Genomic DNA, 25,541 nt, shown 5'->3' with positions numbered 1-25,541 from the left:
GGGTCAACCGCCGGTCAGGAACAACCGGGCCAACTCGGAGTTTTGCCAGGCGCGCACTCAAGGCTGACGGGTCACGACCGATACTCAGAGAGACACATTCTGTCGCACTGGAAGCGTCTCCTTCACTTGCCTGGATCTGCCCACCATGTCATTACGCAACATCAATATTGCCCCACGCGCATTGCTGGGCTTTGCGCTCATCGGCCTGCTGATGCTCGGCCTCGGTATCTTCTCTCTGATGCAGATGGGCAACATCCGCCAGGCCGGCCTGGTCATCGAGCAAATCAGCGTCCCCGCCATCAAGACACTGGATGAGATCAGCGCGCTGAACCTGCGCCTGCGCAGCCTCTCCTACCGCCTGCTGGTGAACCGCGACCCGCAAAACCAGCAGGAAATCCTCAACCTGATGGACCAGCGCAACCAGCAGATCGACCGCGCGCGAGAGGCCTACGTGCCGCTGATCACTGCCGCCGACGAACAGGCTGCGTACGACCAGTATGTTCAGTTGCTCAACCAGTATCGCCAGCTGGAGGCGCAAATGCGCAGCCTCAACCAGGCCGGCCGCCTCGACGAGCTGAGAGATGTTCTCAACCGTGACTTGCAGGCCAACTCCGAGCAGATCAACAAGATCATGGAGACCCTGGTGGGCATCAATACCGAGCAGACCCGTGACACCAACGCGAAAGCCGCCAGCCAGTATGACGCGGCCTTCTCTCTGGTGATCGGCCTGCTGGTCGCCGCCACCGTGCTGACTTTTGTCTGTGCCCTGCTGTTGACCCGCAGCATCGTCAAGCCGATCGACGAGGCGCTTAGATGTGCCGAACAGATTGCCGACGGCGACCTGACCCATGTCATCCATGCCGAGGGTACCGACGAAGCTGCCCGCCTGCTGCGCGCCATGGCCCGCATGCAAGACAAACTGCGCGACACCTTGCAGCTGATCGCCGGGTCGGCGACACAGCTGGCCTCGGCTGCCGAAGAGCTGAACGCCGTCACTGACGAAAGCGCCCGCGGCCTGCAGCAGCAGAACAACGAAATCGAACAGGCCGCCACGGCGGTGACCGAGATGACCAGCGCCGTCGAAGAAGTAGCGCGCAATGCAGTCAGCACCTCGGAAGCCTCCAGCGAAGCCAGCCGTTCGGCGGGCGACGGCCGCGACCTGGTCATGGAAACCGTGGGTGCCATCGAGCGCATGAGTGGCGATGTGCAGGCCACCGCCAAACTGGTCACCCACCTGGCCGAACAGTCGCGCGATATCGGCAAGGTGCTGGACGTGATCCGTGGCCTGGCCGACCAGACCAACCTGCTGGCGCTGAACGCCGCGATCGAGGCGGCACGTGCCGGTGAGGCGGGCCGGGGCTTTGCCGTGGTGGCTGATGAGGTGCGAGCGCTGGCTCATCGTACCCAGCAGTCGACCAGTGAGATCGAGCGGATGATCGGCAGTATTCAGGGCGGTACGGAAGAAGCGGTGGAATCGATGCGCACCAGCACCGAGCGTGCCGAATCCACCCTGAACATTGCTCGTGGCGCAGGCATGGCGCTGGACACCATTGCCGGGGCAGTGGCGCAGATCAACGAGCGTAACCTGGTAATTGCCAGCGCGGCGGAAGAGCAGGCGCAGGTCGCGCGGGAAGTGGACCGCAACCTGGTGAACATCAATGACCTGTCGGTGCAGAGTGCTACCGGGGCGCATCAGACCAGTGCGGCGAGTGCGGAGTTGTCGCGGTTGGCCGTGGATCTGAATGGCTTGGTGGCGCGGTTCCGTACCTGACTTTAAAAAGCCGGGGCCGCTTTGCGGCCCTTTCGCGACACAAGGCCGCTCCCACATTGGCCGATGTAACCGGAGCCTTTGTGGGAGCGGCCTTGTGTCGCGATGGGCTGCAAGGCAGCCCCCTGCATTCCCGGATCAGTAATCGATCCGCACATCCCCTTTCGGCACGCTGCAGCACGACAGAATGTAGCCCTCGGCTTCGTCCTCTTCAGTAATGCCGCCGTTGTGTTCCATCTCCACTTCGCCGCCCAGCTTGAGCACCTTGCAGGTGCCGCAAATGCCCATACCGCAGGCTTTCGGGATCATCAGGCCAACCTTGGCCGCCGCCGCGTGCACGGTCTCGCCCGGGGCGATGCGGATGCTCTTCTCGCTACCGATGAACTCCACCAGGTTGAGGTCGGCCGCATCCAGTTCCGGCGCGTCGGCAGCCTGCTCGGCATGCTCCACCGCATCGGCCTTGGCCTCAGGCGGCGTCGCACCGAACGATTCCTCGTGATAGTTCTTCATGTCGAAGCCGACCGCTTCGAGCATGCGCTTGACCGCAGTCATGTATGGCGTCGGGCCGCAGCAGAACACCACACGGTCCATGTAGTCCGGCGCGATCAGCTCCATCAGGCGCTGGTTGAGGTAACCGCGATAACCCGCCCACGGCTCACCCAGGCCATGCTTTTCACAAATGATGTGCAAGCTGAAATTGGGGATGCGCGAGGCCATCTGCTCCAGTTCACGATGGTAGATGATGTCCTTCGGCGAACGGGCGCTGTGCACGAACACCATGTCGACATTGCCGTTGGTGTCGTAGAACCAGCGCGCCATCGACATGACCGGGGTGATCCCGACACCGCCCGAGAGGTACAGCACCTTCTGCGCCGGGAAATCGATGGCGTTGAACAGCCCCACCGGGCCGTGCACCGGCAGCTCGGCGCCTTCGTGCATGGTGTCGTGGAGGAAGTTGGACACCAGGCCGCCCGGTACACGCTTGACGGTGATCGAGAAGCTGTAGGGCACCGACGGTGAACTGGAGATGGTGTAGGAACGCATCACCGGCTTGCCTTCGATCTCCAGCTCCAGGGTGACGAACTGCCCCGGCTTGAAGAAGAACATGATCGGTTGATCGGCCATGAAGCAGAAGGTGCGCACGTCCCAGGTCTCCTGGATGACCTTGACGCAGCGCACGATGTGGCGGCCGTTGGCCCAGGTCTGGGTAGTGACCGGATTGAGGAAGGTATCGGACATGTTCATCTCCAGCAGCCGACTATTGGCCGTTTTATGGCTTGGATAATGCGCAAGCTGAAGACGACGTACATTCCTGCCAGCGACATCGGCGTGCTTATCGCGACCAGCCCCGCACTGCAAGGGCTGGCGCGTCGTAATTCAAATCGGCCATGTCGCCCATGGATACGGTTCATGACGCCTTCGGACGCACACTCCACGGCAAAACAACTAGCTGTTTCTGATGAGCAGCCTTGCGGCACCACAACAACGATTAGCCACCTTTTGCCGGCCGCACACGGCCCCGAGGAATACACGATGGACGTCACCGCAACCCTGAGCCTGGGCGATCCACTGGAACCTGCACGCAAGGCCACCGCCGAGATGCTGCAGACCCGCGAGCGCACCTACTCGCTGCCCCAGCCTTTCTACACCGACGAGCGTCTGTTCCAGATCGACATGCAGGAGATCTTCCACAAGGAGTGGCTGATCGCCGGCATGACCTGCGAGATCCCGGCCAAGGGCAACTACATCACCCTGCAGATCGGCAAGAACCCGATCATCGTGGTGCGTGGCGCCGAAGGTAAGGTGCACGCCTTCCACAACGTCTGCCGCCACCGCGGTTCGCGCCTGTGCGTCAGCGACAAGGGCAAGGTGGCCAAGCTGGTCTGCCCGTACCACCAGTGGACCTACGAGCTGGACGGCCGCCTGCTGTTCGCCGGTACCGAAATGGGTGCCGACTTCGACATGAACCAGTATGGCCTGAAGCCTGTGAACGTGAAGGTCGCCGGCGGCTACATCTTCATCAGCCTGGCGGAAAACCCGCCTGCCATCGACGAGTTCCTGGCCACCCTGGACCACTACATGGAACCGTACGACATGGAAAACACCAAGGTGGCGGTACAGACCACCTTGATGGAAAAGGCCAACTGGAAGCTGGTGCTGGAAAACAACCGCGAGTGCTACCACTGCAACGGTTCGCACCCGGAGCTGCTGCAAACCCTGCTGGAATGGGACGACACCAACGACCCGCGCGCCAGCCAGGAATTCAAGGACCACGTGGCTGCCTCCGCCGCCGCCTGGGAAGCCGAGAAGATCCCGTACCTGCACAAAAGCCATGGCCTGCGTAACCGTATCGTGCGCATGCCGCTGCTCAAGGGCACCGTGTCGATGACCATGGACGGCAAACAGGCCTGCCAGAAGCTGATGGGTCGTATCCAGAACCCGGACTTGGGCTCGATGCGCATCCTGCACCTGCCGCACTCCTGGAACCACTGCATGGGCGACCACATGATCGTGTTCACCGTGTGGCCGATCAGCGCCCAGGAAACCATGGTCACCACCAAGTGGCTGGTGCACAAGGATGCCGTGGAGGGTGTGGACTACAACCCCGAGAACATGCGCAAGGTGTGGGACGCCACCAACGACCAGGACCGTCGCCTGGCCGAGGAAAACCAGCGTGGTATCAACTCCACCGCTTACCAGCCTGGGCCATACTCGAAAACCTACGAGTTTGGCGTGGTCAACTTCATTGACTGGTACAGCCAGCGCTTGCTGAACAACCTGGGGGCGGAGCCGGCGGCGTATCTGAAGGAAGTTCAGGCACAGTAAACGATGATGCCGTGCCTCGTCCGGTATGACGAGGCACGACACACCTGCGTTTCAGTAAGGGGCGCTAATAGCATCAACTCCCTCTAACGACAAGGACAGCTCTCAGAACTTCTCCTCCATCATCGCTATGTACCTTGGCCATCACCCTCCCCGGCACACGGTAGGCCCCGGCTATTCCGCTACCGAGCGCTTCCGCTGCCCATTGCCCCGCCTGCAAACTCCCCCTCCTGACGAAAGGTGGGAGCAAGACTTGCCCTATGGCCTCGGCCACCACGCTCCACCGGTTGATGCCATGTTGATCTGCGAGTTGCGTCCATGTTTGATACACCGAATAGCCGTTTAAATTGGTGCCTATGGCAACGCCAGAACTTCCCCCAGCTCCGGTCCAGACAAGCTGACTGACCAGTGGATCTGCCGGCGACACAGGTGCATTGAGGATATTTCGGGCGAGATTGGCAACAGCCCCCATAGGGATAGAGGAATAAAACTGGAGCGAGTCTGCAAGCTCTGCGCGCACAAGTTCCTGGTCGGGTAACTCCCCGTTCATCCTCTGAATCCGCTGTCTAACCACAGCAAGCGACCTGCGGTTAACCGCGCCGAGTCCTGTTGAAACACTAGAGGCGGCCTGAGCCAGTGGAGGTATCCACTGCCAAACGCGGCCCGTTGAATCGTGCCTGTTAATCGGGTCCCCCTCACAATAGGCGTATCCATTGATTCCGCCCTTGGAGAATGGGCTAAGCGAATCCGGCGTGATGAACCGCATCAGGCCCGGGCTGTAGGAGCGATGGCCACTGCCCAACAGATAATTATGCGTCAACGGATCTTGGTATTGGCCACAAAAAGCCAGCCCTGAACCCAGGGAACCGCTAAGGAAGCCATAGGGTGAGTAAGCGCGCGGACCCAAGGAAAGCGCGCCCAGTACAGAGTGCTGCCGATCGATATTCAACAGGGATGTCGCCATGGTTGACTCACACTGATCGCATGTGGACAGGGTAACGACGGACGCCAGGTTTGCGTACTGGCAAAAATATCAGACAAACCCCTGATCATTGTTTGATCAAACCGGCCAGGATGGCGTGGATATTGGGCTACAGCGGACTTCTTACACCTTGTCCACAGAAACACCAACAGAGTTTGTGAGCAACTGATGCAGTTTGTGCAATCGGATTGTGGATAAGCCACTCACGACCATGATTATCAAGGATCGAGCAGGATTATGGCGAGATTGATCACTTTCTGAACAAACCTGTCAAAGCCTTTAACTATGTGGCTTACAGGTGCTACCGAACAGATTATCCACAGACCGGCTAACAGTGATTGTGGACAAAATCCGGAGGGTACTGCCGCGCGTTGCATGCGAAGGCAGGGATAATACTGGTTGTTTTTTGACCATAATCTTGGAGGCGCCGTCACACAAGGGCTGCGGCCATGCGCCAACACTTTATCCACATCTTGGCGAACAGATTCGGTGGGCAAAAGCGCTCGATCGAGGCTGTGTATGGAATGTAGGAGCGGCCTTGTGTCGCGATGGGCCGCAGTGCGGCCTCAGGATCTCGACTATGAGTCAAGATTGCCGGGGCTGCTGCGCAGCCCATCGCGACACAAGGCCGCTCCCACACCGGGACCGCGTGAGGCTCTAGCGCAGCACGCCCTCTTCCACCAGCAGCTTGAGGATGGCCTCGGCGCCTTCCTGTGGAGAAACGTCCTTCAACACCTTGCCACCGCCGCCACTGGCCTTGGCCGTCGCCGCCTTCATCCGGTCGGCACCGCTCTTGGCCTTGATCACCTTCAGCCGCTTGGGCCGTGGGCGGGCTGGTTGCAGTTCGGCTTCGGCCAGCAGTTCGTCTTCGACGATAGCCACGTTGCGTGCCGCCAACACACCCCGACGCGCCGGCCCGAAAGCACTCTGGCGCGGCTTGGGCGCGGCGTTATCCACAGTCGCCAGCAACGGCAGGCGCACCTTCAGCCGACGCCGCTGACCGCGCGGCAGCGCCTGCAATACCTGGGCGGTGCCGTTTTCGATCGACTCCACTTCAGCCAACCCCACAATCAGCGGCCAGCCGAGCTTTTCGGCCAGCAGGAACGGCAACATGCCCGACCCTTCGCCAGTCTCGGCCTGGCTGCCGGTCAGCACCAGCTGTGCCCCGGCATCGCGCAGGTAATCCCCGAGCACGCCCAGCACGTCGGCGCCGGCCGGCTGCTCCAGCACATCCAGGTGGTCCAGGCCCATCCCCAGGTAGGCGCGCAGCGCCTCTTCCCGTGGGTCGCCGGCATGCACCACCTGTAAGTTATCCCCAGCCAGCTGCAAACCCAGCTCCACGGCGCGCGCATCCTGCTCGGCGCGGCGAGCGCGGCCGGAGCTGGGGTGGGCACCGATGGAAACCAGGCTGATCACTTTCGTACTCATGCTCGTGCCCTTATGCCGCGTCGCGCTGGCCGCCGCTGCGGTAGTTGTCCACAGCCTCGATCAGTGCCTGGAGAATCGCCGAACTGTCACCAATCACCGACAAGTCCGCCCGTTTGATCATGTCGCAGCCCGGGTCCATGTTGATCGCTACCACCTTGTCGCAGGCGCCGATGCCCTGCAGGTGCTGGATCGCGCCCGAGATACCCACAGCCACGTAGACCCGCGCGGTAACCCAGGTACCGGTGGCACCCACCTGGCGGTTGCGCGGCATGAAGCCGTCGTCCACCGCCACCCGCGAGGCGCCTTCGGTGGCGCCAAGGGCCGCGGTGGCCTTGTGATACAGGTCCCAGTCCTTGACCCCGTTGCCGCCCGAGATGATGAACTCGGCTTCGGCCATGGCAATGGTGGCCGGGTCCACGGCCACCGAACCGAGGTCTTCGATGCGCGACAGGCTGCGCGCCACGCTTGTGGACAACTCCACGGGCAGCGCTTCGTGACGGGTTTCGCTGACCGGCTCGGCGCACTCGGCCGCCGCCAGGATCAAGCGTGGTACGGCGCGCTGCAGGTCCTGCTGGCCGGCACCGGCACGGCCGATGCACTGGCCGTCCTTGACCTGCCATACCCGCGTCGCCGGGCGCTCGCCCAGTGCCGCGCCCAGGCGCCGGCCCAGTTCGCCACCACCGGTGCGGCTGTCGGGCAGCAGCCAGTGGCGCGGGGTGAACTGGTTATCCACAGCCCGCAGGCCTTGTACCAGTTGCTCCGGTGCATAACCTTCGAACGCCTCGCCTTCGATGACCAGCAGGCGGTCGACCCCGGCTGTGGAAAAGTTGCTTTCCTTGTGCTCGCCAAACACCACTGCCAGCACCGCACCGTCGCTGCCGGCCAGGCTGTGGGCCAGGCCGAGCAGGTCGCGGTCGTGGCTGCTCAGGCGGCCACCGACCATGTCCGGCACCACGGCGATGTAGAACGCCGGCGCCGGCACCTGGTGCAGCGGCAGCTTGACCTCGGCCGCCGCCGTGCGTCGCCCGCCCACGGCGGTGCCCTGCTGGGCGCCGCTGCGGTCGATGCGCTTGATGCCGGCCGGGCCGATGAAGCCTGCGGCAATCGCATGGGGGTTCTTGCGGATGAGGCCGTTGGGCCCCATCCAGCTGGTCTGCTGCGTCTGCATCGCTGCATGCAGCGGGTGCAGACGGTTACGGGCGATCCACTCGGCGCGTGGGTCGCGGCGGATAATGTCGCTCATCAGTGCACCTCCGCAGGTTCACGTTTGGCCGTTTGCGGCTTTGGGGCAGAGGGCGCGTCCTCTTCGATCAGCACGTCGGCCACCAGTTCGGCCAGGTCCTTGATCTGCGGGCGCGGTTCGACCACACCTTCGAGCATGGCGGTGCATTGTGGGCAACCCACGGCCACCAGCTCGGCCTCGGTCTCGCGGATGTCGTCCATGCGCATGTCCGGGATACGCTGCTTGCCAGGGATGTCGGTGATCGGCGCACCGCCACCACCGCCGCAGCAACGGGAACGGAAGCCCGAGCGCTGCATCTCGCGCACTTCGATACCCAGGGCCTTGAGCACGGCACGCGGAGCTTCGTACTCACCGTTGTAACGGCCCAGGTAGCACGGGTCGTGGTAGGTGACGCTGCCGCCCTTGTGCTGGCCGAGGTTGAGCTTGTTGGCCGCGATCAGTTCGGCGATGTACGTGCTGTGGTGCTGCACCTGATAGTCGCCGCCCAGGGCGCCGTACTCGTTCTTCAGCACATGGAAGCTGTGCGGGTCGCAGGTGACGATGCGCTGGAACTTGTACTTGGCCAGGGTCTGGATATTGCGTTTGGCCAATTGCTGGAAGGTCGCTTCATCGCCCAGACGGCGCGCCACGTCGCCGCTGTCGCGCTCTTCCAGGCCGAGCACGGCAAAGTCCACGCCCGACGCCTTGAGCACTTTGACGAACGAGCGCAGGGTGCGCTGGTTGCGCATGTCGAAGGCACCGTCACCGACCCAGAACAGCACCTCGGTGGTTTTCACCTCCGACAGCAGTTGCAGGTTGAGGTCGGCGGCCCAGTTCATGCGCCCGCCAGGGGCGAAGCCGCCCGGGTTGTCGGTAGCGATCAGGTTGTCCAGCACTTCGGCGCCCTTGTTCGGGGTGGCGCCTTTTTCCAGGGTGAGGTGACGACGCATGTCGACGATGGCATCGACGTGCTCGATCATCATCGGACATTCCTCGACGCAGGCACGGCAGGTGGTGCACGACCACAGCGTTTCGGCGTCGACCAGGCCATTGACGATCGGCTGGTGCGGGTGGCCGCCATGCTCACCGATCGGTTTGCCCGGGTATGGGCTGCCGGCGAACTGCGCGTCGGTGCCACCGGCCAGGCCGATGACCATGTCCTGGATGAGCTTTTTCGGGTTCAGCGGCTGGCCGGCGGCAAAGGCCGGGCACATGGCTTCGCATTTACCGCACTGCACGCAGGCGTCGAAGCCCAGCAGCTGGTTCCAGGTGAAGTCCACCGGCTTTTCCACGCCCAGCGGCGCGTTCGGGTCTTCCAGGTCCAGCGGCTTGAGGCCGGTGGAACGGCCGCCGCCGAAGCGTTCGGCGCGGCGGTGCCAGGCCAGGTGCAGGGCACCGGCGAAGGCGTGTTTCATCGGGCCGCCCCAGGTCATGCCGAAGAACAGCTCAGACACGCCCCACAGCACGCCCAGACCGAGAATGCCCACCATCACCCAGCCACCGGTGTTGGCCGGCAGGATGCCGGCGACCGGCAAGGTGGCGATGAAGAAGCTCACGGCAAACGCCAGCAGGCTCTTCGGCAAGCGCATCCACGGGCCCTTGGACAGGCGCGAAGGCGGGTTGAGGCGGCGCTTGAAGACGAAGATGGCGCCGCTGAACATGATCACCGTGGCCACCAGCAACGCGTAGCCGAGGATCTTGCTCTGCAGGCCGAAGCCGTGCACCAGGATCGCCAGCACGGCCGACAGCACGAAGCCGCCAGCGGTAGCCACGTGGGTCTTGGACATGTACTTGTCGCGCTCGACCACATGGTGCAGGTCCACCAGGTAGCGGCGTGGCATGGCCAGCAAGCCGCCGATCAGGTTGACCTTGGACGGCCGGCCACGCCGCCACATGCGCACCCGGCGCAGGGCGCCGAGCACTGCCAGGCCAAGGGCAGCGAACAGCAGGATAGGTAGAAGGGTGTTCAACATGGGAGGCTCCCACAACAGCTGGATTCTTGCGCCACTCTGAAGATGGGATCGGCCCCTTGTGGGAGCGGGTTCACCCGCGAATGCGTCAGATCAGACAACTTTGTTGCTTGTGCTGACGCTTTCGCGGGTGAACCCGCTCCCACAGGGACCGCGCCCGGTGGCGACGATTTTTCTCGATCAGAAGTCCTTGCACAGGCGCAAGGCGTCGTAGATCGCCGCATGCACGTTGCGCTGGGCCACGCAGTCGCCGATGCGGTACAGCAGGTAGCCTTCGCCCGGCTGGCTGAGGATCGGCTGTGGCTTGATGGCGAACAGTGCCTCCACGTCGATCTGGCCTTTGTTGCGCGAACCTTCCTTCAGTGCGTAATACAGCTGCTCGTCAGGACGCACGCCGTTCTCCACCACCACCTGGTCGACCACGCGCTCTTCCTTGGCGCCGGTGTATTCGTTTTCCAGCACCGCCACCAGCTTGTCGCCTTCGCGGTAGACCTTTTCCAGCATCATGTCGCCGGTCATGATCACTTCTTTCGGGTACATGCTGCGGTAGTAGGTCGGGAAGGTAGTACCGCCCATGGCCACACCCGGCTTGATGTCGTCGGTGACGATCTCGACCTGGCTGCCCTTGTCGGCGATGAAGTCAGCCACCGACATGCCGGTGAACTCGCAGATGGTGTCGTACACCAGCACGTTCTTGCCCGGCGCAACCTTGCCGTCGAGCACGTCCCAGCTGCTGACCACCAGCCCTTCGGCGGCGCCCCAGTGCTCGTTCTGCTCCAGGAAGGAATGCCCACCCACCGCCAGCACGATGATGTCCGGGCGCAGGTCCTGGATGGCAGCCACGTCGGCGGCGGTGCCCAGGCGCAGGTCGACCTTCAGGCGCGCCAGCTCCAGCTGGTACCAGCGAGTGATACCGGCGATCTGGTCGCGCTGCGGGGCCTTGGCGGCGATGGTGATTTGCCCGCCGATCTGCTCCTTCTTCTCGAACAGGGTCACATCGTGGCCACGTTCGGCAGCCACGCGGGCCGCTTCCATGCCGGCCGGGCCGGCGCCAACCACCACCACCTTGCGCTTGGCGCCGGTGGTCTTCTCGATGATGTGCGGCACGCCCATGTATTCACGGGAGGTCGCGGCGTTCTGGATGCACAGTACATCCAGGCCCTGGTACTGGCGGTCGATGCAGTAGTTGGCACCGACGCACTGCTTGATCTGGTCGATCTGGCCCATCTTGATCTTGGCGATCAGGTGCGGGTCAGCCATGTGCGCACGGGTCATGCCGACCATGTCCACGTAGCCGCCTTCGAGGATGCGCGTGGCCTGGTTCGGGTCCTTGATGTTCTGCGCGTGCAGCACCGGGACCTTGACCACTTCCTTGATGCCGGCCGCCAGGTGCAGGAACGGCTCCGGCGGGTAGCTCATGTTCGGGATGACGTTGGCCAGGGTGTTGTGGGTGTCGCAACCCGAGCCGACCACGCCGATGAAGTCGAGCATGCCGGTGGCGTCATAGTAGGCAGCGATCTGCTTCATGTCCTCGTGGCTGAGGCCATCGGGGTGGAATTCGTCGCCACAGATACGCATGCCCACGCAGAAGTCGTCACCGACTTCGGCGCGCACGGCCTTCAGTACTTCCAGGCCGAACTTCATGCGGCCTTCGAAGGTGCCGCCCCATTCGTCGGTACGCTTGTTGACCCGTGGGCTCCAGAACTGGTCGATCATGTGCTGGTGCACGGCCGACAGTTCCACGCCGTCCAGGCCGCCTTCCTTCGCACGGCGGGCAGCTTGCGCATAGTTGCCGATCACGCGCCAGATCTCCTCCACCTCGATGGTCTTGCAGGTGGCGCGGTGCACGGGTTCACGGATACCCGACGGCGACATCAGGGTCGGCCAGTTGAAGCCGTCCCAACGCGAGCGACGGCCCATGTGGGTAATCTGGATCATGATCTTGGCGCCATGCTTGTGCATGGCGTCGGCCAGGTTCTGGAAGTGCGGGATGATGCGGTCGGTCGACAGGTTGACCGACGACCACCACTCCTGCGGGCTGTCGATGGCCACCACCGACGAGCCGCCGCAGATCGCCAGGCCGATACCGCCCTTGGCCTTTTCTTCGTAGTACTTCACGTAGCGGTCGGTAGTCATGCCGCCGTCAGTGGCGTAGACCTCAGCGTGCGCGGTGCTGAGCACACGGTTGCGGATGGTCAGTTTGCCGATCTGGATCGGCTGGAACATTGCTTCGAATGCCATGACGCTATCTCCGGCTTACAACGGCTTTGTAACGAACAGGCCATCTTCGTGGCCTTCTTCCGACCCGCCATAGACCTGTTCGGCCACGGTGCGGATCGAGCTGCCGCGGGCAGCGAGAATCTGGTCCATGGCGCCGGCGAACCAGCCGGTGAACATGTAATCGACCTTGCGGCCGCACTTGCCATAGACGTACACGAACGCGGAGTGCTTGAGCTTGACGCTGCAGGTGCCTTTGTCGAGGTCGATGTCCTGGATCTCGAACAGGCCCCAGCCACGCTGGCTCAGGCGCTTCATGTAGTGCTCGAACACCGCCACGCCTTCCAGGCCATGGCACTCGGCCTCTTTTTCACACCAGTGCCAGGCGGACTTGTAGCCGGCCTTGTAGAGGATCTCGGCGTACTTGTCGGCGCCCAGGACTTCTTCGATGCCCATGTGGTTGTTGACGAAGAAATGGCGCGGCACATACAGCATCGGCAAGGCGTCGCTGGTCCAGACACCGGTCTCGCTGTCTACTTCGATTGGCAATTGCGGGGCGATCTTGGCCATGGAAACTCAACTCCATAAAATTTTTTATCGGGATGCCCCGGCGTTGCTGGCAGGGGCTTTCAGGCTTGGAGAGCGGCTTATTCGCCCCACACGTCCTTGAGGACGTTGACCCAGTTCTCACCCATGATCTTGCGCACCACGCGCTCGGAGTGGCCGCGCTTGAGCAAGGTTTCGGTGAGGTTGGGGAATTCGCCCACAGTGCGGATGCCCAGTGGGTTGATGATCTTGCCGAAGTTGGTCAGGCGACGGGCGTAACCCTTGTCGTGGGTCAGGTATTCGAAGAAGTCCTGGCCGTGGCCCTGGGTGAAGTCGGTACCGATACCGATGGCGTCTTCACCGACGATGTTCATGGTGTACTCGATGGCTTCGGCGTAGTCGTCGATTGTCGAGTCGATGCCCTTGGCCAGGAACGGCGCGAACATGGTCACGCCAACGAAACCGCCGTGGTCGGCGATGAACTTCAGCTCTTCGTCCGACTTGTTGCGCGGGTGCTCTTTCAGGCCCGAAGGCAGGCAGTGCGAGTAGCAAACCGGCTTTTTCGACTCGAGGATGACTTCTTCGGAGGTCTTGGAGCCCACGTGGGACAGGTCGCACATGATGCCGACGCGGTTCATTTCGGCAACGATCTCGCGACCGAAGCCCGACAGGCCGCCGTCACGCTCGTAGCAACCGGTACCGACCAGGTTCTGGGTGTTGTAGCACATCTGCACAATGCCCACGCCCAGCTGCTTGAATACGTCGACGTAGGCGATCTGGTCTTCGAAGGCGTGGGCGTTCTGGAAGCCGAAGAGAATGCCGGTCTTGCCCAGTTCCTTGGCCTTGCGGATGTCGGCGGTGGTGCGTACCGGCATCACCAGGTCACTGTTATCGCGGATCAGCTTCTGGCTGGCGGCGATGTTGTCGACGGTAGCCTTGAAGCCTTCCCAGACCGACACCGTGCAGTTGGCCGCAGTCAGCCCGCCTTTGCGCATGTCTTCGAACAGCTCGCGGTTCCATTTGGCAATGATCAGGCCGTCGATGACGATGCTGTCGGCGTGAAGTTCGGCTGGGCTCATCAGGCTGTCCCCTTTTATTGAATGGGTTTGCGCCAAACCTTATTGCCGGCGCTTTGGGGCCAGCATATGCCTGTGCCCAAAGGCGCCCCGATGCAAAAACGACAGGGGGTTTGCCGAAAGCGTCAATGCGCGACATCGCGCCCTCTGGCGCGCCGTCTGGCGATGAGAGACAGTCTCGATAACGACATTTCCGACCGTTTCATGAACATTTCTTCAGGGAGCTATCGTCTTGTCGGCGGCTGAGCGAGAATCCAGCCGATTCGTCAGCCTTGTTGAGGAGAAAACGGATGAAATCAATGGCATGGCTGGTACTGCTGGCTGTCGTATCGGGCGCCCAGGCCGGCGAGGAAGAAAGCACCCCGTGCGACAACGTCGAGACCGACCAGCAGACATTCGCTTGCGCGGCGTTCAACAAGCAGACGGCCGAGCGTGAACTTAAGTCGGCGTATGACGACCTGATACAGCGCATTCGCGACCAGTACGCCGACGAAGGCGACAAGGCAGACGCCTTGGCCGAGCGTATGGAGGCGGCCGAGAAACTGTGGACGCAACTGCGCGATGCCGACTGCAAGGTCGAAACCTATGCCGAGAAACCGGGCAGCAAGGCGTTCGAAGCGGCGTGGAACACCTGCGTGGCACAACGCAGCGATGACCGCTCGGAGTACCTGCAGTCCATCGGCCAGCAGTAAGGGAGTTCCTCGGCAGGAAAGGCTTTCGGCTTATCTGTCTTGACGATCCGAACCAAAGTGCGTCCCCGGCGCCTCACCCGAGGTGCCGATGATGAACTCGATCGGAAACCAAGACATGACCTCTACTATCAGCAAGACCGACATGAACAGCGCCATTGCCGCCCTGAAGAAAGAAGGCGAAGAACGCGCCGTCATGGTTGCCAACACCGTCTGCATCTTTGCCCCGGATGTACCTGCCAGCGTTGCCGAAGACGTGCTCGATGGCATGCGCTTGATGAACCTGTCGGCAAACAAGAAGTTCGACAAGGAAACCCAGCAGCGCGAGTGGTACAACTTCTACAACGACGGCCTGGGCAAGTTCGGCTGGACGCTGACCGGCGCCGCCCATGTCGAGGAAGCAATCGACAAGGACACCCACACGCTGGCCACCCTGGTGCCGCAGATCGTCACCGTCCAGATCGGCGCCAGCCACCGCCTGAGCCGCTGTGTAAAACGCTCCTTCGAAGTGATCGTGCAAACACCCAAGGCGCAGCAACTGCTCGAAGAAAGCAGCGTGAGTGTTTCGGGCAAATCCAGCACCATCCAGATTTCGGCCTGCGAGATGACACCGCAAGGCCTGCCGATCATGCACATGACCAGCGTTCAGCTGAGCTATGACAAGGCCGAGAAAGCCGCAGGGTCCGCTGGCCGCATCATCGACAAGTCGAATACCCGTGTATACCGGGCCTCGCAACAGGGCTCGTTCAGTGTTCGCCACTTCGACGCCATGCGCGAAGCCGTCAGGATGAAGTTGGCCAGCCAGGCGTTCGACATCCTGGCGCTGGAACTCTGACCTGCACCTGGCGCCGCCCAGCGGCGCCAGGCTCCCCTTCCTACGCCTGCAGCGAGGACCACAAGCATGCCCACCAAACTCGCCAACCAACCCTGGGAAGACCTTCATGCCTGCCTGCGCCTGGCGCAACTAGAGGCCAACCAGGCTCACGATCGCCAACAGGATGGCCAGCGCTGGTTCAGCCGTTTTCTGCAGGGCCTGGAGAACAGCGGTGTCGAACTGATCGAACGGACGACGAAAAGCATCAACTGCGTACCCACGGATGCTGTGTTTCAAGACGTCTTCAACGGCTGGATTCCAGCGCCCCAGCGTCGCAACCTCAAGTTCGAGCGGGTTGCCAACGACATACTTAATGGCTTGAAACAGCCAGACCTCGCCCTGCTGCGCAGCACTTCGGCCAGCTCGCACCTGCGCATCGAATTTGACCTAGATGACAGCGGCAGCCCGCTGGCGATCGTCTTCAACCTGTGCTGTTCGACCGACCCGGATGCCCCACGTACGCGCCTTGCCCTGCAACTGGACCACATGGGCGCGAAACTCGACGCCCGGGCTTTCGAGGCGCGACGAGTACAGGTGGAAAACCGCCTCCAGGCGCTTTCTGACCTCGATCAGTTCTAACCAGGCGGCATTGCACGCTCCACGGCTGAGGGTGGTCGCCACCGTGCAAAGGTTAGTCGCAAGAACGCATGGCCCAGAGCATGGGCCGCGTAAAGGATTTCAGTTACTTTTTCACCCTGTTTGGCTTCTGCTCGGTAGACAACTTGGCCGATTCGCTCGATACCTCCTACCGATTGCGCCATGCTCAGCCCCTTAGGCAGCGGATGTTCCTGATACATGTCTGGGACGTTGAACGCCCCTTCATATCTGCCCCGACAACTGCGGTGAGCAGGCACGCCGTAAGTTGGCCCAACAGACCAAAGAGGCCATAAGAAGGGAAGCGCTGCAATAACGCAGAGAGCATTCTCCTTATAACTGCCGGCCTCCACATCCAAATTCACCAAGGTGATTAAAGATGAATGATTCGATTAACAATATTAAAGAAATAGAATTTTTGGAGTTTGTGAACAAAATTTACGTAGTTGACTACCCTAGCGACGAAGCGCACCGTAGCGCTGTGGAGAAGTTTGAGAAACTGTCAGAGCACCCCGCTGGATCAGATCTTCTTTTTTACCCAGAGGAAGGGAAAGATAGTCCTGAGCAAATTGTGGCCGAGGTGAAGGCTTGGCGTGCTGCAAACGGCAAACCAGGATTTGCTCAACCCTAATATGTGCCCCCCCGATCAGTTGTAAAGGCGGTCAAAAAACTAATCGGGGTTCCCACCTCGTCTAACCAAACAAGTTTCCAAGGAGGTGAGAGTTGAACCTCCATGGCTCACGAGGACCAGTCACACCACCCGGGCCAACCGATCCTCCCGCGGACACCGCTCGAACCGTGCCCGGTAGCTGCGTGTAAAATACGACGCCGACTCGAACCCGCACGCCACCGCCACCTCCAGCACACTCATGTCGGTCTGGCGCAATAACTGCCGAGCCTTGTCCAGTCGCAATCGCAGATAGAAGCCACTGGGCGTGTCGTCCAGATGCAAGCGGAACAGGCGCTCCAGTTGCCGCCGGGTCACCTGCACTGCATCGGCCAGCACCTGGCTGTTGAGCGGCTGCTCGATATTTCGCTCCATTTCTCCGATCACCTTCACGAGCTTCTTGTTGCTGATGCCGTAACGGCTCGCGATTTGCATGCGCTGGTGGTCCTGGCGCTGGCGAATGCGCCCGAGCACGAACTGCTCGGACACCTGCACCGCCAGCTCGCTGCCATGGGCCTGGCCGATCAGGTCGAGCATCAGATCGATCGACGCGGTACCGCCTGCGCAGGTGATGCGACGCCGATCAATCTCGAACAGCTCCTGGGTCACCTGCAAGCGTGGATAGCGCTCCTTGAACGCCTCCAGCGCCTCCCAGTGCACGGTGGCGCGGTGGCCGTCGAGCAGGCCGGCCTCGGCCAGCACCACCGCGCCGGTATCGATGCCACCCAGAACCACCCCCTCATGGTCCAGGCGGCGTAGCGCCTGCTGCAGCGCCGGCCCATAACAGGCCAATGGCTCGAAACCGGCGACGATCAGCAGGATGCCACCAGGCTCGCCCGCCGCCAGCGCTGCATCGGCGTTCACCGACATGCCATTGCTGGCCAGCACCGCCCCGCCGTCCAGGCTCAACACCTGCCAGCGATACAACGGGCCCTTGAAGCGGTTGGCCACCCGCAGTGGTTCCAGGGCACTGATGAAACCCATGGCCGAGAACCCGGGCAACAACAGGAAGTGAATGATTTGCGGCATTGCATGCTCCACGGCAAAGGTGGTCGCCTCCGTGCAAATGTTGGTCGCCAGGGTGCGATTTTCCACCCTGACAGCAGCGTAGCTTCTTCATACGACCCAGAGAGGTCGAACCCCAATAACAATATGCACTGCCGATGGAGAGCCACCATGCACAGCTTGATCCGCCGCAGCCTGTTGACCCTTGCCCTGAGCAGCATCGCCACTTCCCCACTATTCGCCGCCGAGCCCGCGGCTTGCAAGAACGTCCGTCTGGGCGTGGTCAACTGGACCGACGTCATCGCCACCAGCGCCATGGCGCAGGTGCTACTCGATGGCCTTGGCTACCAGACCAAGCAGACCAGCGCTTCACAGCAGATCATCTTCGCCGGCATCCGCGACAAGCGCCTGGACATGTTCCTGGGTTACTGGAACCCAATCATGACCCAGACCATCACACCGTTCGTCGACGCCAAACAGGTCAAGGTGCTCGACAAGCCGAGCCTGGAAGACGCCCGCGCCACCCTGGCGGTGCCCAAGTACCTGGCCGACAAGGGCCTGAAGACCTTTGCCGACATCCACAAGTTCGAGAAGGAACTGGGTGGGAAAATCTACGGCATCGAACCAGGCTCCGGCGCCAATACCCAGATCAAGGCGATGATCGCCAAGAACCAGTTCGGCCTGGGCAAGTTCCAGCTGGTCGAGTCCAGCGAGGCCGGCATGCTCGCCGCCGTCGACCGCGCGGTGCGGCGCAACGAGGCAGTGGTGTTCTTCGGCTGGGCACCGCACCCGATGAACGTGAATATCGACATGGTCTACCTGGGCGACAGCCAGGACGCACTGGGCCCGGACGAAGGCCGCGCGACAGTGTGGACGGTGACCGCGCCGGACTACGCCGAACGCTGCCCCAACGCCCACCGCCTGCTGGCCAACCTGAATTTCAGTGCCGAGGACGAGAGCCGCATGATGCAGCCGCTGCTCGACCACAAGGATGCGCTGGAGTCGGCCCGCCAGTGGCTCAAGGACCACCCCGAGGACAAGGCCCGCTGGCTGGAGGGTGTGACCACCTTCGATGGCAAGCCGGCTGCCGACAACCTAAACCTCACTGCCAACTGATCCGGCCCATTCGCGGGTAAACCCGCTCCCACAAGGCATGCACATGCCAGGGGCAACATCGTCCCCTGTGGGAGCGGGTTTACCCGCGAAAAGGCCACCAGACACCACAAGGAACCCCGCCATGAACCACGACGTCATCATCACCTGCGCCCTCACCGGCGCCGGCGACACCGCCTCGAAAAGCCACCTTGTTCCAGTCACCCCCAAGCAGATCGCCGAGTCTGCCGTAGAGGCCGCCAAAGCCGGCGCCACCGTGGTCCACTGCCACGTGCGCGACCCGCAAACCGGTCGCTTCAGCCGTGACGTGGCGCTGTATCGCGAAGTCATGGAGCGCATCCGCGAAGCCGACGTGGACATCATCGTCAACCTTACCGCGGGCATGGGTGGCGACCTGGAAATCGGCCCGGGTGAAACACCACTGGAGTTCGGCGCGGGTACCGACCTGATCGGCCCACTGGAGCGTCTGGCCCATGTCGAAGCGCTGCTGCCGGAAATCTGCACCCTCGACTGCGGCACTCTCAACTTCGGCGACGGCAACTCGATCTACGTCTCCACCCCGGCACAACTGCGCGCCGGCGCCAAGCGCATTACCGAGCTGGGGGTAAAAGCCGAGCTGGAAATCTTCGACACCGGCCACCTGTGGTTCGCCAAGCAGATGATGAAGGAAGGCCTGCTCGAAGACCCGCTGTTCCAGCTGTGCCTGGGTATCCCGTGGGGCGCTCCGGCCGATACCACCACCATGAAGGCGATGGTCGACAACTTGCCGCCAAACGTCACCTGGGCCGGGTTCGGTATCGGTCGCATGCAGATGCCGATGGCCGCACAGGCGGTGCTGCTGGGCGGCAACGTGCGGGTGGGCCTGGAGGACAACCTTTACCTGGACCGTGGCGTGCTGGCCAGCAACGGCCAGTTGGTCGAGCGCGCGGTGGAAATCATTTCGCGCCTTGGCGCCCGTGTGCTGACCCCGGCCGAAGGCCGGGAAAAGATGAACCTCAAACGCCGCTGACACCTTCAGGAGCTCAACATGACCTTCATCACCGAGATCAAGACCTTCGCCGCGCTGGGTAGTGGCGTGATCGGCAGCGGCTGGGTCGCGCGCGCCCTGGCCCACGGCCTGGACGTGGTCGCCTGGGACCCGGCGCCAGGCGCCGAGCAGGCCTTGCGCAAGCGCATCGCCAACGCCTGGCCGGCATTGGAAAAACAAGGCCTGGCACCAGGAGCATCACAAGACCGCCTGAAGTTCGTCGCCACCATCGAGGAATGTGTCCGCGACGCCGATTTCATCCAGGAAAGCGCCCCTGAGCGCCTGGACCTGAAGCTCGACCTGCACGCAAAGATCAGCGCCGCCGCCAAACCCGACGCGATCATCGGTTCCAGCACCTCGGGCCTGCTGCCCAGCGAGTTCTACGAGTCGGCCACCCACCCCGAGCGCTGCGTGGTCGGCCACCCGTTCAATCCTGTGTACCTGCTGCCGCTGGTGGAAATCGTCGGTGGCAACCGCACCGCCCCCGAAGCCATCGAAGCGGCCCGGACCATCTACACCGCCCTGGGCATGCGCCCGCTACACGTACGCAAGGAAGTGCCCGGGTTCATCGCCGACCGCCTGCTCGAAGCGCTGTGGCGCGAAGCACTGCACTTGGTCAACGACGGCGTGGCCAGTACCGGCGAGATCGACGATGCCATCCGTTTCGGTGCCGGCTTGCGCTGGTCGTTCATGGGCACGTTCCTCACCTACACCCTGGCCGGTGGTGATGCGGGCATGCGTCACTTCATGGCCCAGTTCGGCCCGGCGTTGAAACTGCCCTGGACCTACCTGCCGGCGCCGGAACTCACCGACAAGTTGATCGACGATGTGGTCGAAGGGACATCCGTGCAACTGGCGGATCGCAGCATCGCCGCGCTGGAGCGCTATCGTGATGACACCCTGTTGGCAGTGCTGGAAGCGGTAAAGACCAGCAAGGCCAGCCACGGTATGGCTTTCGGCGACTGAGGAGACCGCGATGCCCGCACTGATCACCTACCGCACCCCGGTCCAGGAGGACTGGGTCGACTACAACGGGCACCTGCGCGATGCCTACTACCTGCTGATCTTCAGCTACGCCACCGACGCGCTGATGGAGCGCATCGGCCTGGATGCCGACAGCCGCGGCCAGAGCGGTAACTCGCTGTTCACCCTGGAGGCGCACATCAACTACCTGCACGAAGTAAAGCTGGGCACCGAGGTATGGGTGCAGACGCAGATCATCGGCTTTGATCGCAAGCGCCTGCATGTCTACCACAGCCTGCACCGGGCAGGGTTCGCCGAAGCGCTGGCGACCAGTGAGCAGATGCTGCTGCATGTGGACCTGGCGGGGCCGAGGTCGGCACCGTTCAGTGAGCGTAGTGTCGAGTTGCTGCAAGGGTTGGTGGATGAGCAGCAGGATGTGCCCCCGGCTGAGTTCGTCGGACGGGTGATGGGTTTGAACACCCGATCCTGAACAAAACTGCGTACCCTGTGAGAGCGGGTTCACCCGCGAATGCGATGGTGAAGCTACCGACGCATTCGCGGGTGAACCCGCTCCCACAGAGGCATGCATGCCTGCAAGTATTGAGCAAGACAGTGAGCCAACAGCGGTGGCGGTGTTGCTCCGGGCAAAAAAATAACCCCGGAAAGCCGTGAGCATCCGGGGCCAAGAGCGAGCAACATCCACTGTACACGAACGAGGGTGACCAAACCCTCCGTTGCGGCAGATGGCTTGAGTTTGCGCACTTCCCGAACACTGGATTTAGCCGTAAACGACCTGTTCTTAGCCAAAGCAGCCATGGCGCCATTCTGTTGTTGCGGGCATGTCGCCGGCGTCACAGAATCGGTCGTAAATCACAGCAGCACTCTCTTAGCGATAAAAGGGACAACAGCCATGATGCATGCGGATTTGATTGACCAGGACGATCTGGCAGGCCACCTGCGCGCGCGCGGGTTCGAGATTCCGGCCGGCGCTACTGCCGAGCAGGCGTGCGAAGCGGTGGTGCGTGGGTTGACCGAGCCCAATGCACGGGCGCTGAAGGGGATGGTGGAGCAGATGTATACTGGTAGTGCGACGATCCTGCCGGCGGTGCGCCAGGCCATCGACAAACAGCTGTTGCCGGCGTTGGCGCAGTTCAACAAGCGCGGCTGATTCGTTTTCCTGTACTGGCCTCTTCGCGGGTAAACCCGCTCCCACAGGTATCGCACCGCTTTTGAATCCGGTGCAGTACCTGTGGGAGCGGGTTTACCCGCGAAGAGGCCAGTGCTGTTTCAGAGCCTTACACTGGCAAAGGTCGACTCGTTGCGCGCCTGGCTCAGGGCCGCCATCGGCCCGCTGTGCGGCGACAGGGTCATGGCCTGCGGGATCGGCATCATCGCCACCTGCTGCGCGGTGTTGGAGCCCACGCGCTCGTCACGCGGCGGAATGCCGAAATACTCGCGGTAGCATTTGGAGAAGTGCGGGGTAGACACGAAGCCGCACACCGACGCCACTTCGATGATCGACATCGGCGTCTGCTTCAGCAGCTGCCGGGCGCGGATCAGGCGCAGCTTCAGGTAGTAACGCGACGGCGAACAGTGCAGGTACTTCTGGAACAGGCGCTCGAGCTGCCGGCGCGATACCGACACGTATACCGCCAGTTCGTCCAGGTCGATCGGCTCTTCGAGGTTGGCCTCCATCAGCGCAACGATTTCCTGCAGCTTCGGCTGGTTGGTGCCAAGCATGTGCTTGAGCGGCACGCGCTGGTGATCCTGCTCGTTGCGGATGCGCTCGTAGACGAACATTTCGGAGATCGCCGCCGACAGTTCACGGCCGTGGTCGCGGCTGATCAGGTGCAGCATCATGTCCAGCGGCGCAGTACCGCCGGAGCTGGTGAAGCGGTTACGGTCGAGGGTGAACAGGCGGGTGCTCATGTTGACGCGCGGGAAAGCCTCTTGCATCGCGGCCAGGCATTCCCAGTGCACACTGCAATCGAAACCATCCAGCAGCCCGGCACAGGCCAAGGCCCAGCTGCCGGTGCATACCGCGCCCAGGCGGCGCGACTGGCGGGCCTGGGTTTGCAACCAGGTGACATGCTCGCGGGTGACACTGCGCTGGATGCCCACGCCGCCGCAAACAATCACGGTATCGATGGGAGGCGCACTGTGCATCGCGGCGTCAGGGGTTATCTGCAAGCCATCGCTGGCCCACACCTGTCCACCATCGGCGGTGAGGGTGTGCCAGCGGTACAGCTCGCGGCCGGACAGCTGGTTGGCCATGCGCAGCGGCTCGACGGCCGACGCCAGGGAAATCAGGGTGAAATTGTCCAATAGGAGAAACCCGATGGACTGGGGGGCTGTGCGGTTCTGGGTTGGGTTCCCGGAGGTGTACGACGTCATCGCGATTTCTCCTCACACAAATGCAGGGGGTGCCTCAGGCGAGCACTGATTTCTTGTTATGTATGGCCCCGGTTTCATGTGTGGGGGCCTTGGTACCAATCTCTACGCAAACGCCGTGCCTGAAGTTGAACGGCCATCCAAAAAAACCTGAAAACGACGCCTTTGTTAGGCAAATCAGGTGCTTTGATCGAGTTGGTCAATCATCGTAGAACGGGCGTGCTAGGCGGTGTGCGTGGAATGGCTGAGCAATTTGGTGACACGCGCAGTGTAGGATGCCCAGAAACGACACTCTTGAGTGTCACCGACAATGCCCGCACTGATTACGACACCCGACGATTGGTATGCGTCGCACTGCACCATAAGGATGCATTGGGGGGGCTGTGCTGCACCTGCGTCAAACTCAAGGGCCTCTTCACGGTTTCACCCGCGAAGAGGCCCTTGAGGTCCGGTCAAGCTATCAGCACTCGATCGCGCTGACCGCCAAACCACCGCGCGAAGTCTCTTTATACTTGTCGTGCATGTCGGCCCCGGTATCGCGCATGGTGCGGATCACCTGGTCGAGGGAAATGAAGTGCTCGCCGTCACCACGCAGGGCCATCTGCACAGCGTTGATGGCCTTGACCGCGGCAATCGCGTTGCGCTCGATGCACGGAACCTGCACCAACCCACCGACCGGGTCGCAGGTCAGGCCCAGGTTGTGCTCCAGGGCGATCTCGGCAGCGTTCTCCACCTGTGGCGGGGTCGCGCCCAGCACTTCGGCAAGCCCCGCCGCTGCCATGGCGCAAGCCGAACCGACTTCCCCTTGGCAACCCACTTCGGCACCAGAGATCGAGGCGTTCTTCTTGCACAGGATGCCCACCGCGGCAGCACCGAGGAAGAAGTCGACCACGCTGGACTCGTCCACCGCATCGCTGAAGCGCATGTAGTAGTGCAACACCGCCGGGATGATGCCCGCCGCACCGTTGGTCGGTGCGGTAACCATACGCCCGCCGGCAGCGTTTTCTTCATTGACCGCCAAGGCGAACAGGTTGACCCACTCCATGGCGCTCATGGTCGAGCCGATCACGTTGGGTTTGCCGATTTCCTGCAGGCTGCGGTGCAGCTTGGCGGCGCGGCGGCGCACGTTCAATCCGCCGGGCAGCGTGCCTTCGTACTTGAGGCCGTTGTTGACGCATTCCTGCATGGCTTCCCAGAGCTTGTGCAGGCCGGCGCGGATCTCTTCCTCGCTGCGCCAGACCTTCTCGTTGGCCATCATCAATTGCGACACGCTGAGGTCGTTTTGCTTGCACAGGCGCAGCAGTTCGGCAGCGCTATTGAAATCGTAAGGCAGCACCGTCTGGTCAGCATCCAGCACGCCGCTGGCGGCCTGGGCGGCATCGACCACGAAGCCGCCACCCACCGAGTAGTAGGTGTCGCGGTGCAGCTCGCCCTGTTCGCCTTCGGCAACCAGGGTCATGGCGTTGGGGTGGTACGGCAAATTCTCGTCCAGCAACAGCATGTCGCGGGCCCAGACGAATTCGATGGGCAGGCGGCTGTCCAGCTGCAGGGTGTTGGTTTCGCGCAGGTCGGCTATACGCGGCACGATCTGGGTCGGGTCGATGGCGTCAGGCCATTCACCCATCAAGCCCATGATGATGGCATTGTCGGTGCCGTGCCCCACACCTGTGGCCGACAGCGAGCCATACAGGCGCACTTCGATCCGCTTCACACGTTCCAGCTCGCCGCGTTCGCGCAGGCCCTGGACGAACAGGGCGCCAGCACGCATGGGGCCTACGGTGTGGGAGCTGGAGGGCCCGACACCGATCTTGAACAGGTCGAACACGCTGATGGCCATTGTCGAATCACCTCTTGCTGGGCTTGTCTCTGCGCGCCATGCGCAGGGCGGGGCAACTGCTAGGCTGAAGCAGCGGGCCGCCTTGAATGCACGCATCATCGGGCTTTTACCAACCCCCTCGCCGTCTGCAACCGACGTACTTTTGTCCAGCAGCGCCGCGCTGTTTTCAACCGGGGAGCTGCCCTTGCCACGCCGCTTTACGGCGGCCTGGTGACGTAAAAATGCGGCTGAGGGGGTGGAAAAATCCATAAACGACATCGCCCATACTGGATACGACCCGTTCCGTACTGGTTACGACCCCACCAGTAGGCGATTGCCCGGCGCTGGAGGATTATCGAAAGCGACTCGT

The 25,541-nt window shown here is 62.2% G+C and carries 22 protein-coding genes; 11 read left to right on the top strand and 11 right to left on the bottom strand.

Translation table 11 applies throughout. The features are described 5' to 3' along the window. Positions 1 to 145: 145 nt before the first annotated feature. Positions 146 to 1,771, top strand: a complete 1,626-nt coding sequence (locus tag NY023_RS01560) for a methyl-accepting chemotaxis protein (protein ID WP_013970514.1) — start codon at positions 146 to 148, stop codon at positions 1,769 to 1,771. 135 nt (positions 1,772 to 1,906) lie between these two features. Here NY023_RS01560 and gbcB read toward each other — a convergent pair whose 3' ends face one another. Then, positions 1,907 to 3,007: a glycine-betaine demethylase subunit GbcB gene (gene gbcB, locus NY023_RS01555; protein WP_015268654.1), complete on the bottom strand. Its 1,101-nt coding sequence runs from the start codon at positions 3,005 to 3,007 to the stop codon at positions 1,907 to 1,909. 294 nt (positions 3,008 to 3,301) lie between these two features. Here gbcB and gbcA point away from each other — a divergent pair, with 294 nt between their 5' ends. Further along, positions 3,302 to 4,594, top strand: a complete 1,293-nt coding sequence (gene gbcA / locus NY023_RS01550; protein ID WP_013970512.1) for a glycine-betaine demethylase subunit GbcA — start codon at positions 3,302 to 3,304, stop codon at positions 4,592 to 4,594. 73 nt (positions 4,595 to 4,667) lie between these two features. Here the strand turns inward: gbcA and NY023_RS01545 are convergent, their stop codons facing one another. From NY023_RS01545 to NY023_RS01515, 7 genes are all read right to left on the bottom strand, one after another. Then, complete coding sequence (locus tag NY023_RS01545) at positions 4,668 to 5,555, bottom strand: RHS repeat-associated core domain-containing protein (RefSeq protein ID WP_080563727.1); 888 nt, start codon at positions 5,553 to 5,555, stop codon at positions 4,668 to 4,670. Positions 5,556 to 6,230: 675 nt separating this feature from the next. After that, positions 6,231 to 7,001 (bottom strand): electron transfer flavoprotein subunit beta, encoded by a 771-nt coding sequence (locus tag NY023_RS01540; RefSeq protein ID WP_013970511.1) that lies wholly within the window; start codon positions 6,999 to 7,001, stop codon positions 6,231 to 6,233. A gap of 10 nt (positions 7,002 to 7,011) precedes the next feature. Continuing rightward, entirely contained in the window at positions 7,012 to 8,244 is a 1,233-nt protein-coding gene (locus tag NY023_RS01535; RefSeq protein ID WP_013970510.1) for an electron transfer flavoprotein subunit alpha/FixB family protein, read from the bottom strand. Next, complete coding sequence (dgcB, locus tag NY023_RS01530; RefSeq protein ID WP_013970509.1) at positions 8,244 to 10,196, bottom strand: dimethylglycine demethylation protein DgcB; 1,953 nt, start codon at positions 10,194 to 10,196, stop codon at positions 8,244 to 8,246. The genes NY023_RS01535 and dgcB overlap by 1 nt, the downstream gene beginning before the upstream one ends. A gap of 177 nt (positions 10,197 to 10,373) precedes the next feature. Further along, a complete protein-coding gene (gene dgcA, locus NY023_RS01525; RefSeq protein WP_013970508.1) occupies positions 10,374 to 12,434 on the bottom strand; it encodes a dimethylglycine demethylation protein DgcA in 2,061 nt (686 codons plus the stop codon). A gap of 15 nt (positions 12,435 to 12,449) precedes the next feature. Further along, complete coding sequence (locus tag NY023_RS01520) at positions 12,450 to 12,980, bottom strand: DUF5943 domain-containing protein (protein WP_013970507.1); 531 nt, start codon at positions 12,978 to 12,980, stop codon at positions 12,450 to 12,452. Positions 12,981 to 13,057: 77 nt separating this feature from the next. After that, the gene (locus NY023_RS01515; RefSeq protein ID WP_003257506.1) at positions 13,058 to 14,035 is read right to left on the bottom strand and encodes a dipeptidase; all 978 of its coding nucleotides are present in this window, start codon (positions 14,033 to 14,035) and stop codon (positions 13,058 to 13,060) included. A 287-nt stretch (positions 14,036 to 14,322) separates the two neighbouring features. Here NY023_RS01515 and NY023_RS01510 point away from each other — a divergent pair, with 287 nt between their 5' ends. From NY023_RS01510 to NY023_RS01495, 4 genes are all read left to right on the top strand, one after another. Then, on the top strand, positions 14,323 to 14,724 hold the full coding sequence (locus NY023_RS01510; protein ID WP_013970506.1) for a lysozyme inhibitor LprI family protein: 402 nt from the start codon (positions 14,323 to 14,325) through the stop codon (positions 14,722 to 14,724). A 115-nt stretch (positions 14,725 to 14,839) separates the two neighbouring features. Beyond that, positions 14,840 to 15,556: a hypothetical protein gene (locus NY023_RS01505; RefSeq protein ID WP_230397048.1), complete on the top strand. Its 717-nt coding sequence runs from the start codon at positions 14,840 to 14,842 to the stop codon at positions 15,554 to 15,556. 66 nt (positions 15,557 to 15,622) lie between these two features. Then, entirely contained in the window at positions 15,623 to 16,174 is a 552-nt protein-coding gene (locus NY023_RS01500; RefSeq protein ID WP_013970504.1) for a hypothetical protein, read from the top strand. Between the two features lie 394 nt (positions 16,175 to 16,568). Continuing rightward, entirely contained in the window at positions 16,569 to 16,820 is a 252-nt protein-coding gene (locus NY023_RS01495) for a bacteriocin immunity protein (RefSeq protein WP_038408553.1), read from the top strand. A 120-nt stretch (positions 16,821 to 16,940) separates the two neighbouring features. Here the strand turns inward: NY023_RS01495 and NY023_RS01490 are convergent, their stop codons facing one another. Further along, positions 16,941 to 17,885 (bottom strand): GlxA family transcriptional regulator, encoded by a 945-nt coding sequence (locus tag NY023_RS01490; protein ID WP_024088002.1) that lies wholly within the window; start codon positions 17,883 to 17,885, stop codon positions 16,941 to 16,943. A 147-nt stretch (positions 17,886 to 18,032) separates the two neighbouring features. Between NY023_RS01490 and choX the strand changes: the two genes are divergently transcribed. The 5 genes from choX (at position 18,033) to NY023_RS01465 (ending at position 22,132) form a co-directional block, all read left to right on the top strand. Continuing rightward, complete coding sequence (gene choX / locus NY023_RS01485) at positions 18,033 to 18,977, top strand: choline ABC transporter substrate-binding protein (protein WP_013970502.1); 945 nt, start codon at positions 18,033 to 18,035, stop codon at positions 18,975 to 18,977. A 121-nt stretch (positions 18,978 to 19,098) separates the two neighbouring features. After that, a complete protein-coding gene (locus tag NY023_RS01480) occupies positions 19,099 to 19,983 on the top strand; it encodes a 3-keto-5-aminohexanoate cleavage protein (protein ID WP_024088001.1) in 885 nt (294 codons plus the stop codon). Positions 19,984 to 20,001: 18 nt separating this feature from the next. Beyond that, positions 20,002 to 20,967, top strand: coding sequence for an L-carnitine dehydrogenase (locus NY023_RS01475; RefSeq protein WP_013970500.1), 966 nt, complete (start codon positions 20,002 to 20,004; stop codon positions 20,965 to 20,967). 10 nt (positions 20,968 to 20,977) lie between these two features. Then, positions 20,978 to 21,454, top strand: coding sequence for a thioesterase family protein (locus NY023_RS01470; RefSeq protein ID WP_013970499.1), 477 nt, complete (start codon positions 20,978 to 20,980; stop codon positions 21,452 to 21,454). Positions 21,455 to 21,874: 420 nt separating this feature from the next. Continuing rightward, positions 21,875 to 22,132 (top strand): hypothetical protein, encoded by a 258-nt coding sequence (locus NY023_RS01465; RefSeq protein ID WP_003257487.1) that lies wholly within the window; start codon positions 21,875 to 21,877, stop codon positions 22,130 to 22,132. A 119-nt stretch (positions 22,133 to 22,251) separates the two neighbouring features. Here the strand turns inward: NY023_RS01465 and NY023_RS01460 are convergent, their stop codons facing one another. After that, entirely contained in the window at positions 22,252 to 23,358 is a 1,107-nt protein-coding gene (locus NY023_RS01460) for a GlxA family transcriptional regulator (protein WP_015268639.1), read from the bottom strand. A gap of 457 nt (positions 23,359 to 23,815) precedes the next feature. Continuing rightward, the gene (locus NY023_RS01455; RefSeq protein WP_013970497.1) at positions 23,816 to 25,192 is read right to left on the bottom strand and encodes an L-serine ammonia-lyase; all 1,377 of its coding nucleotides are present in this window, start codon (positions 25,190 to 25,192) and stop codon (positions 23,816 to 23,818) included. Positions 25,193 to 25,541: the final 349 nt, after the last annotated feature.

This window comes from Pseudomonas sp. NBB (assembly GCF_032701105.1).
Lineage (GTDB): Bacteria > Pseudomonadota > Gammaproteobacteria > Pseudomonadales > Pseudomonadaceae > Aquipseudomonas > Aquipseudomonas asiatica.
The sequence above is the reverse complement of the archived record's forward strand: the minus strand, read 5'-3'. Positions and strand labels throughout refer to the sequence as shown.

Excerpts from the sequence above, each read along its gene's own strand:
- NY023_RS01560 (WP_013970514.1), top strand. The coding sequence starts at position 146 with ATGTCATTACGCAACATCAATATTGCCCCACGCGCATTGCTGGGCTTT.
- gbcB (WP_015268654.1), bottom strand. The coding sequence starts at position 3,007 with ATGTCCGATACCTTCCTCAATCCGGTCACTACCCAGACCTGGGCCAAC.
- gbcA (WP_013970512.1), top strand. The coding sequence starts at position 3,302 with ATGGACGTCACCGCAACCCTGAGCCTGGGCGATCCACTGGAACCTGCA.
- NY023_RS01545 (WP_080563727.1), bottom strand. The coding sequence starts at position 5,555 with ATGGCGACATCCCTGTTGAATATCGATCGGCAGCACTCTGTACTGGGC.
- NY023_RS01540 (WP_013970511.1), bottom strand. The coding sequence starts at position 7,001 with ATGAGTACGAAAGTGATCAGCCTGGTTTCCATCGGTGCCCACCCCAGC.
- NY023_RS01535 (WP_013970510.1), bottom strand. The coding sequence starts at position 8,244 with ATGAGCGACATTATCCGCCGCGACCCACGCGCCGAGTGGATCGCCCGT.
- dgcB (WP_013970509.1), bottom strand. The coding sequence starts at position 10,196 with ATGTTGAACACCCTTCTACCTATCCTGCTGTTCGCTGCCCTTGGCCTG.
- dgcA (WP_013970508.1), bottom strand. The coding sequence starts at position 12,434 with ATGGCATTCGAAGCAATGTTCCAGCCGATCCAGATCGGCAAACTGACC.
- NY023_RS01520 (WP_013970507.1), bottom strand. The coding sequence starts at position 12,980 with ATGGCCAAGATCGCCCCGCAATTGCCAATCGAAGTAGACAGCGAGACC.
- NY023_RS01515 (WP_003257506.1), bottom strand. The coding sequence starts at position 14,035 with ATGAGCCCAGCCGAACTTCACGCCGACAGCATCGTCATCGACGGCCTG.
- NY023_RS01510 (WP_013970506.1), top strand. The coding sequence starts at position 14,323 with ATGAAATCAATGGCATGGCTGGTACTGCTGGCTGTCGTATCGGGCGCC.
- NY023_RS01505 (WP_230397048.1), top strand. The coding sequence starts at position 14,840 with ATGACCTCTACTATCAGCAAGACCGACATGAACAGCGCCATTGCCGCC.
- NY023_RS01500 (WP_013970504.1), top strand. The coding sequence starts at position 15,623 with ATGCCCACCAAACTCGCCAACCAACCCTGGGAAGACCTTCATGCCTGC.
- NY023_RS01495 (WP_038408553.1), top strand. The coding sequence starts at position 16,569 with ATGAATGATTCGATTAACAATATTAAAGAAATAGAATTTTTGGAGTTT.
- NY023_RS01490 (WP_024088002.1), bottom strand. The coding sequence starts at position 17,885 with ATGCCGCAAATCATTCACTTCCTGTTGTTGCCCGGGTTCTCGGCCATG.
- choX (WP_013970502.1), top strand. The coding sequence starts at position 18,033 with ATGCACAGCTTGATCCGCCGCAGCCTGTTGACCCTTGCCCTGAGCAGC.
- NY023_RS01480 (WP_024088001.1), top strand. The coding sequence starts at position 19,099 with ATGAACCACGACGTCATCATCACCTGCGCCCTCACCGGCGCCGGCGAC.
- NY023_RS01475 (WP_013970500.1), top strand. The coding sequence starts at position 20,002 with ATGACCTTCATCACCGAGATCAAGACCTTCGCCGCGCTGGGTAGTGGC.
- NY023_RS01470 (WP_013970499.1), top strand. The coding sequence starts at position 20,978 with ATGCCCGCACTGATCACCTACCGCACCCCGGTCCAGGAGGACTGGGTC.
- NY023_RS01465 (WP_003257487.1), top strand. The coding sequence starts at position 21,875 with ATGATGCATGCGGATTTGATTGACCAGGACGATCTGGCAGGCCACCTG.
- NY023_RS01460 (WP_015268639.1), bottom strand. The coding sequence starts at position 23,358 with ATGACGTCGTACACCTCCGGGAACCCAACCCAGAACCGCACAGCCCCC.
- NY023_RS01455 (WP_013970497.1), bottom strand. The coding sequence starts at position 25,192 with ATGGCCATCAGCGTGTTCGACCTGTTCAAGATCGGTGTCGGGCCCTCC.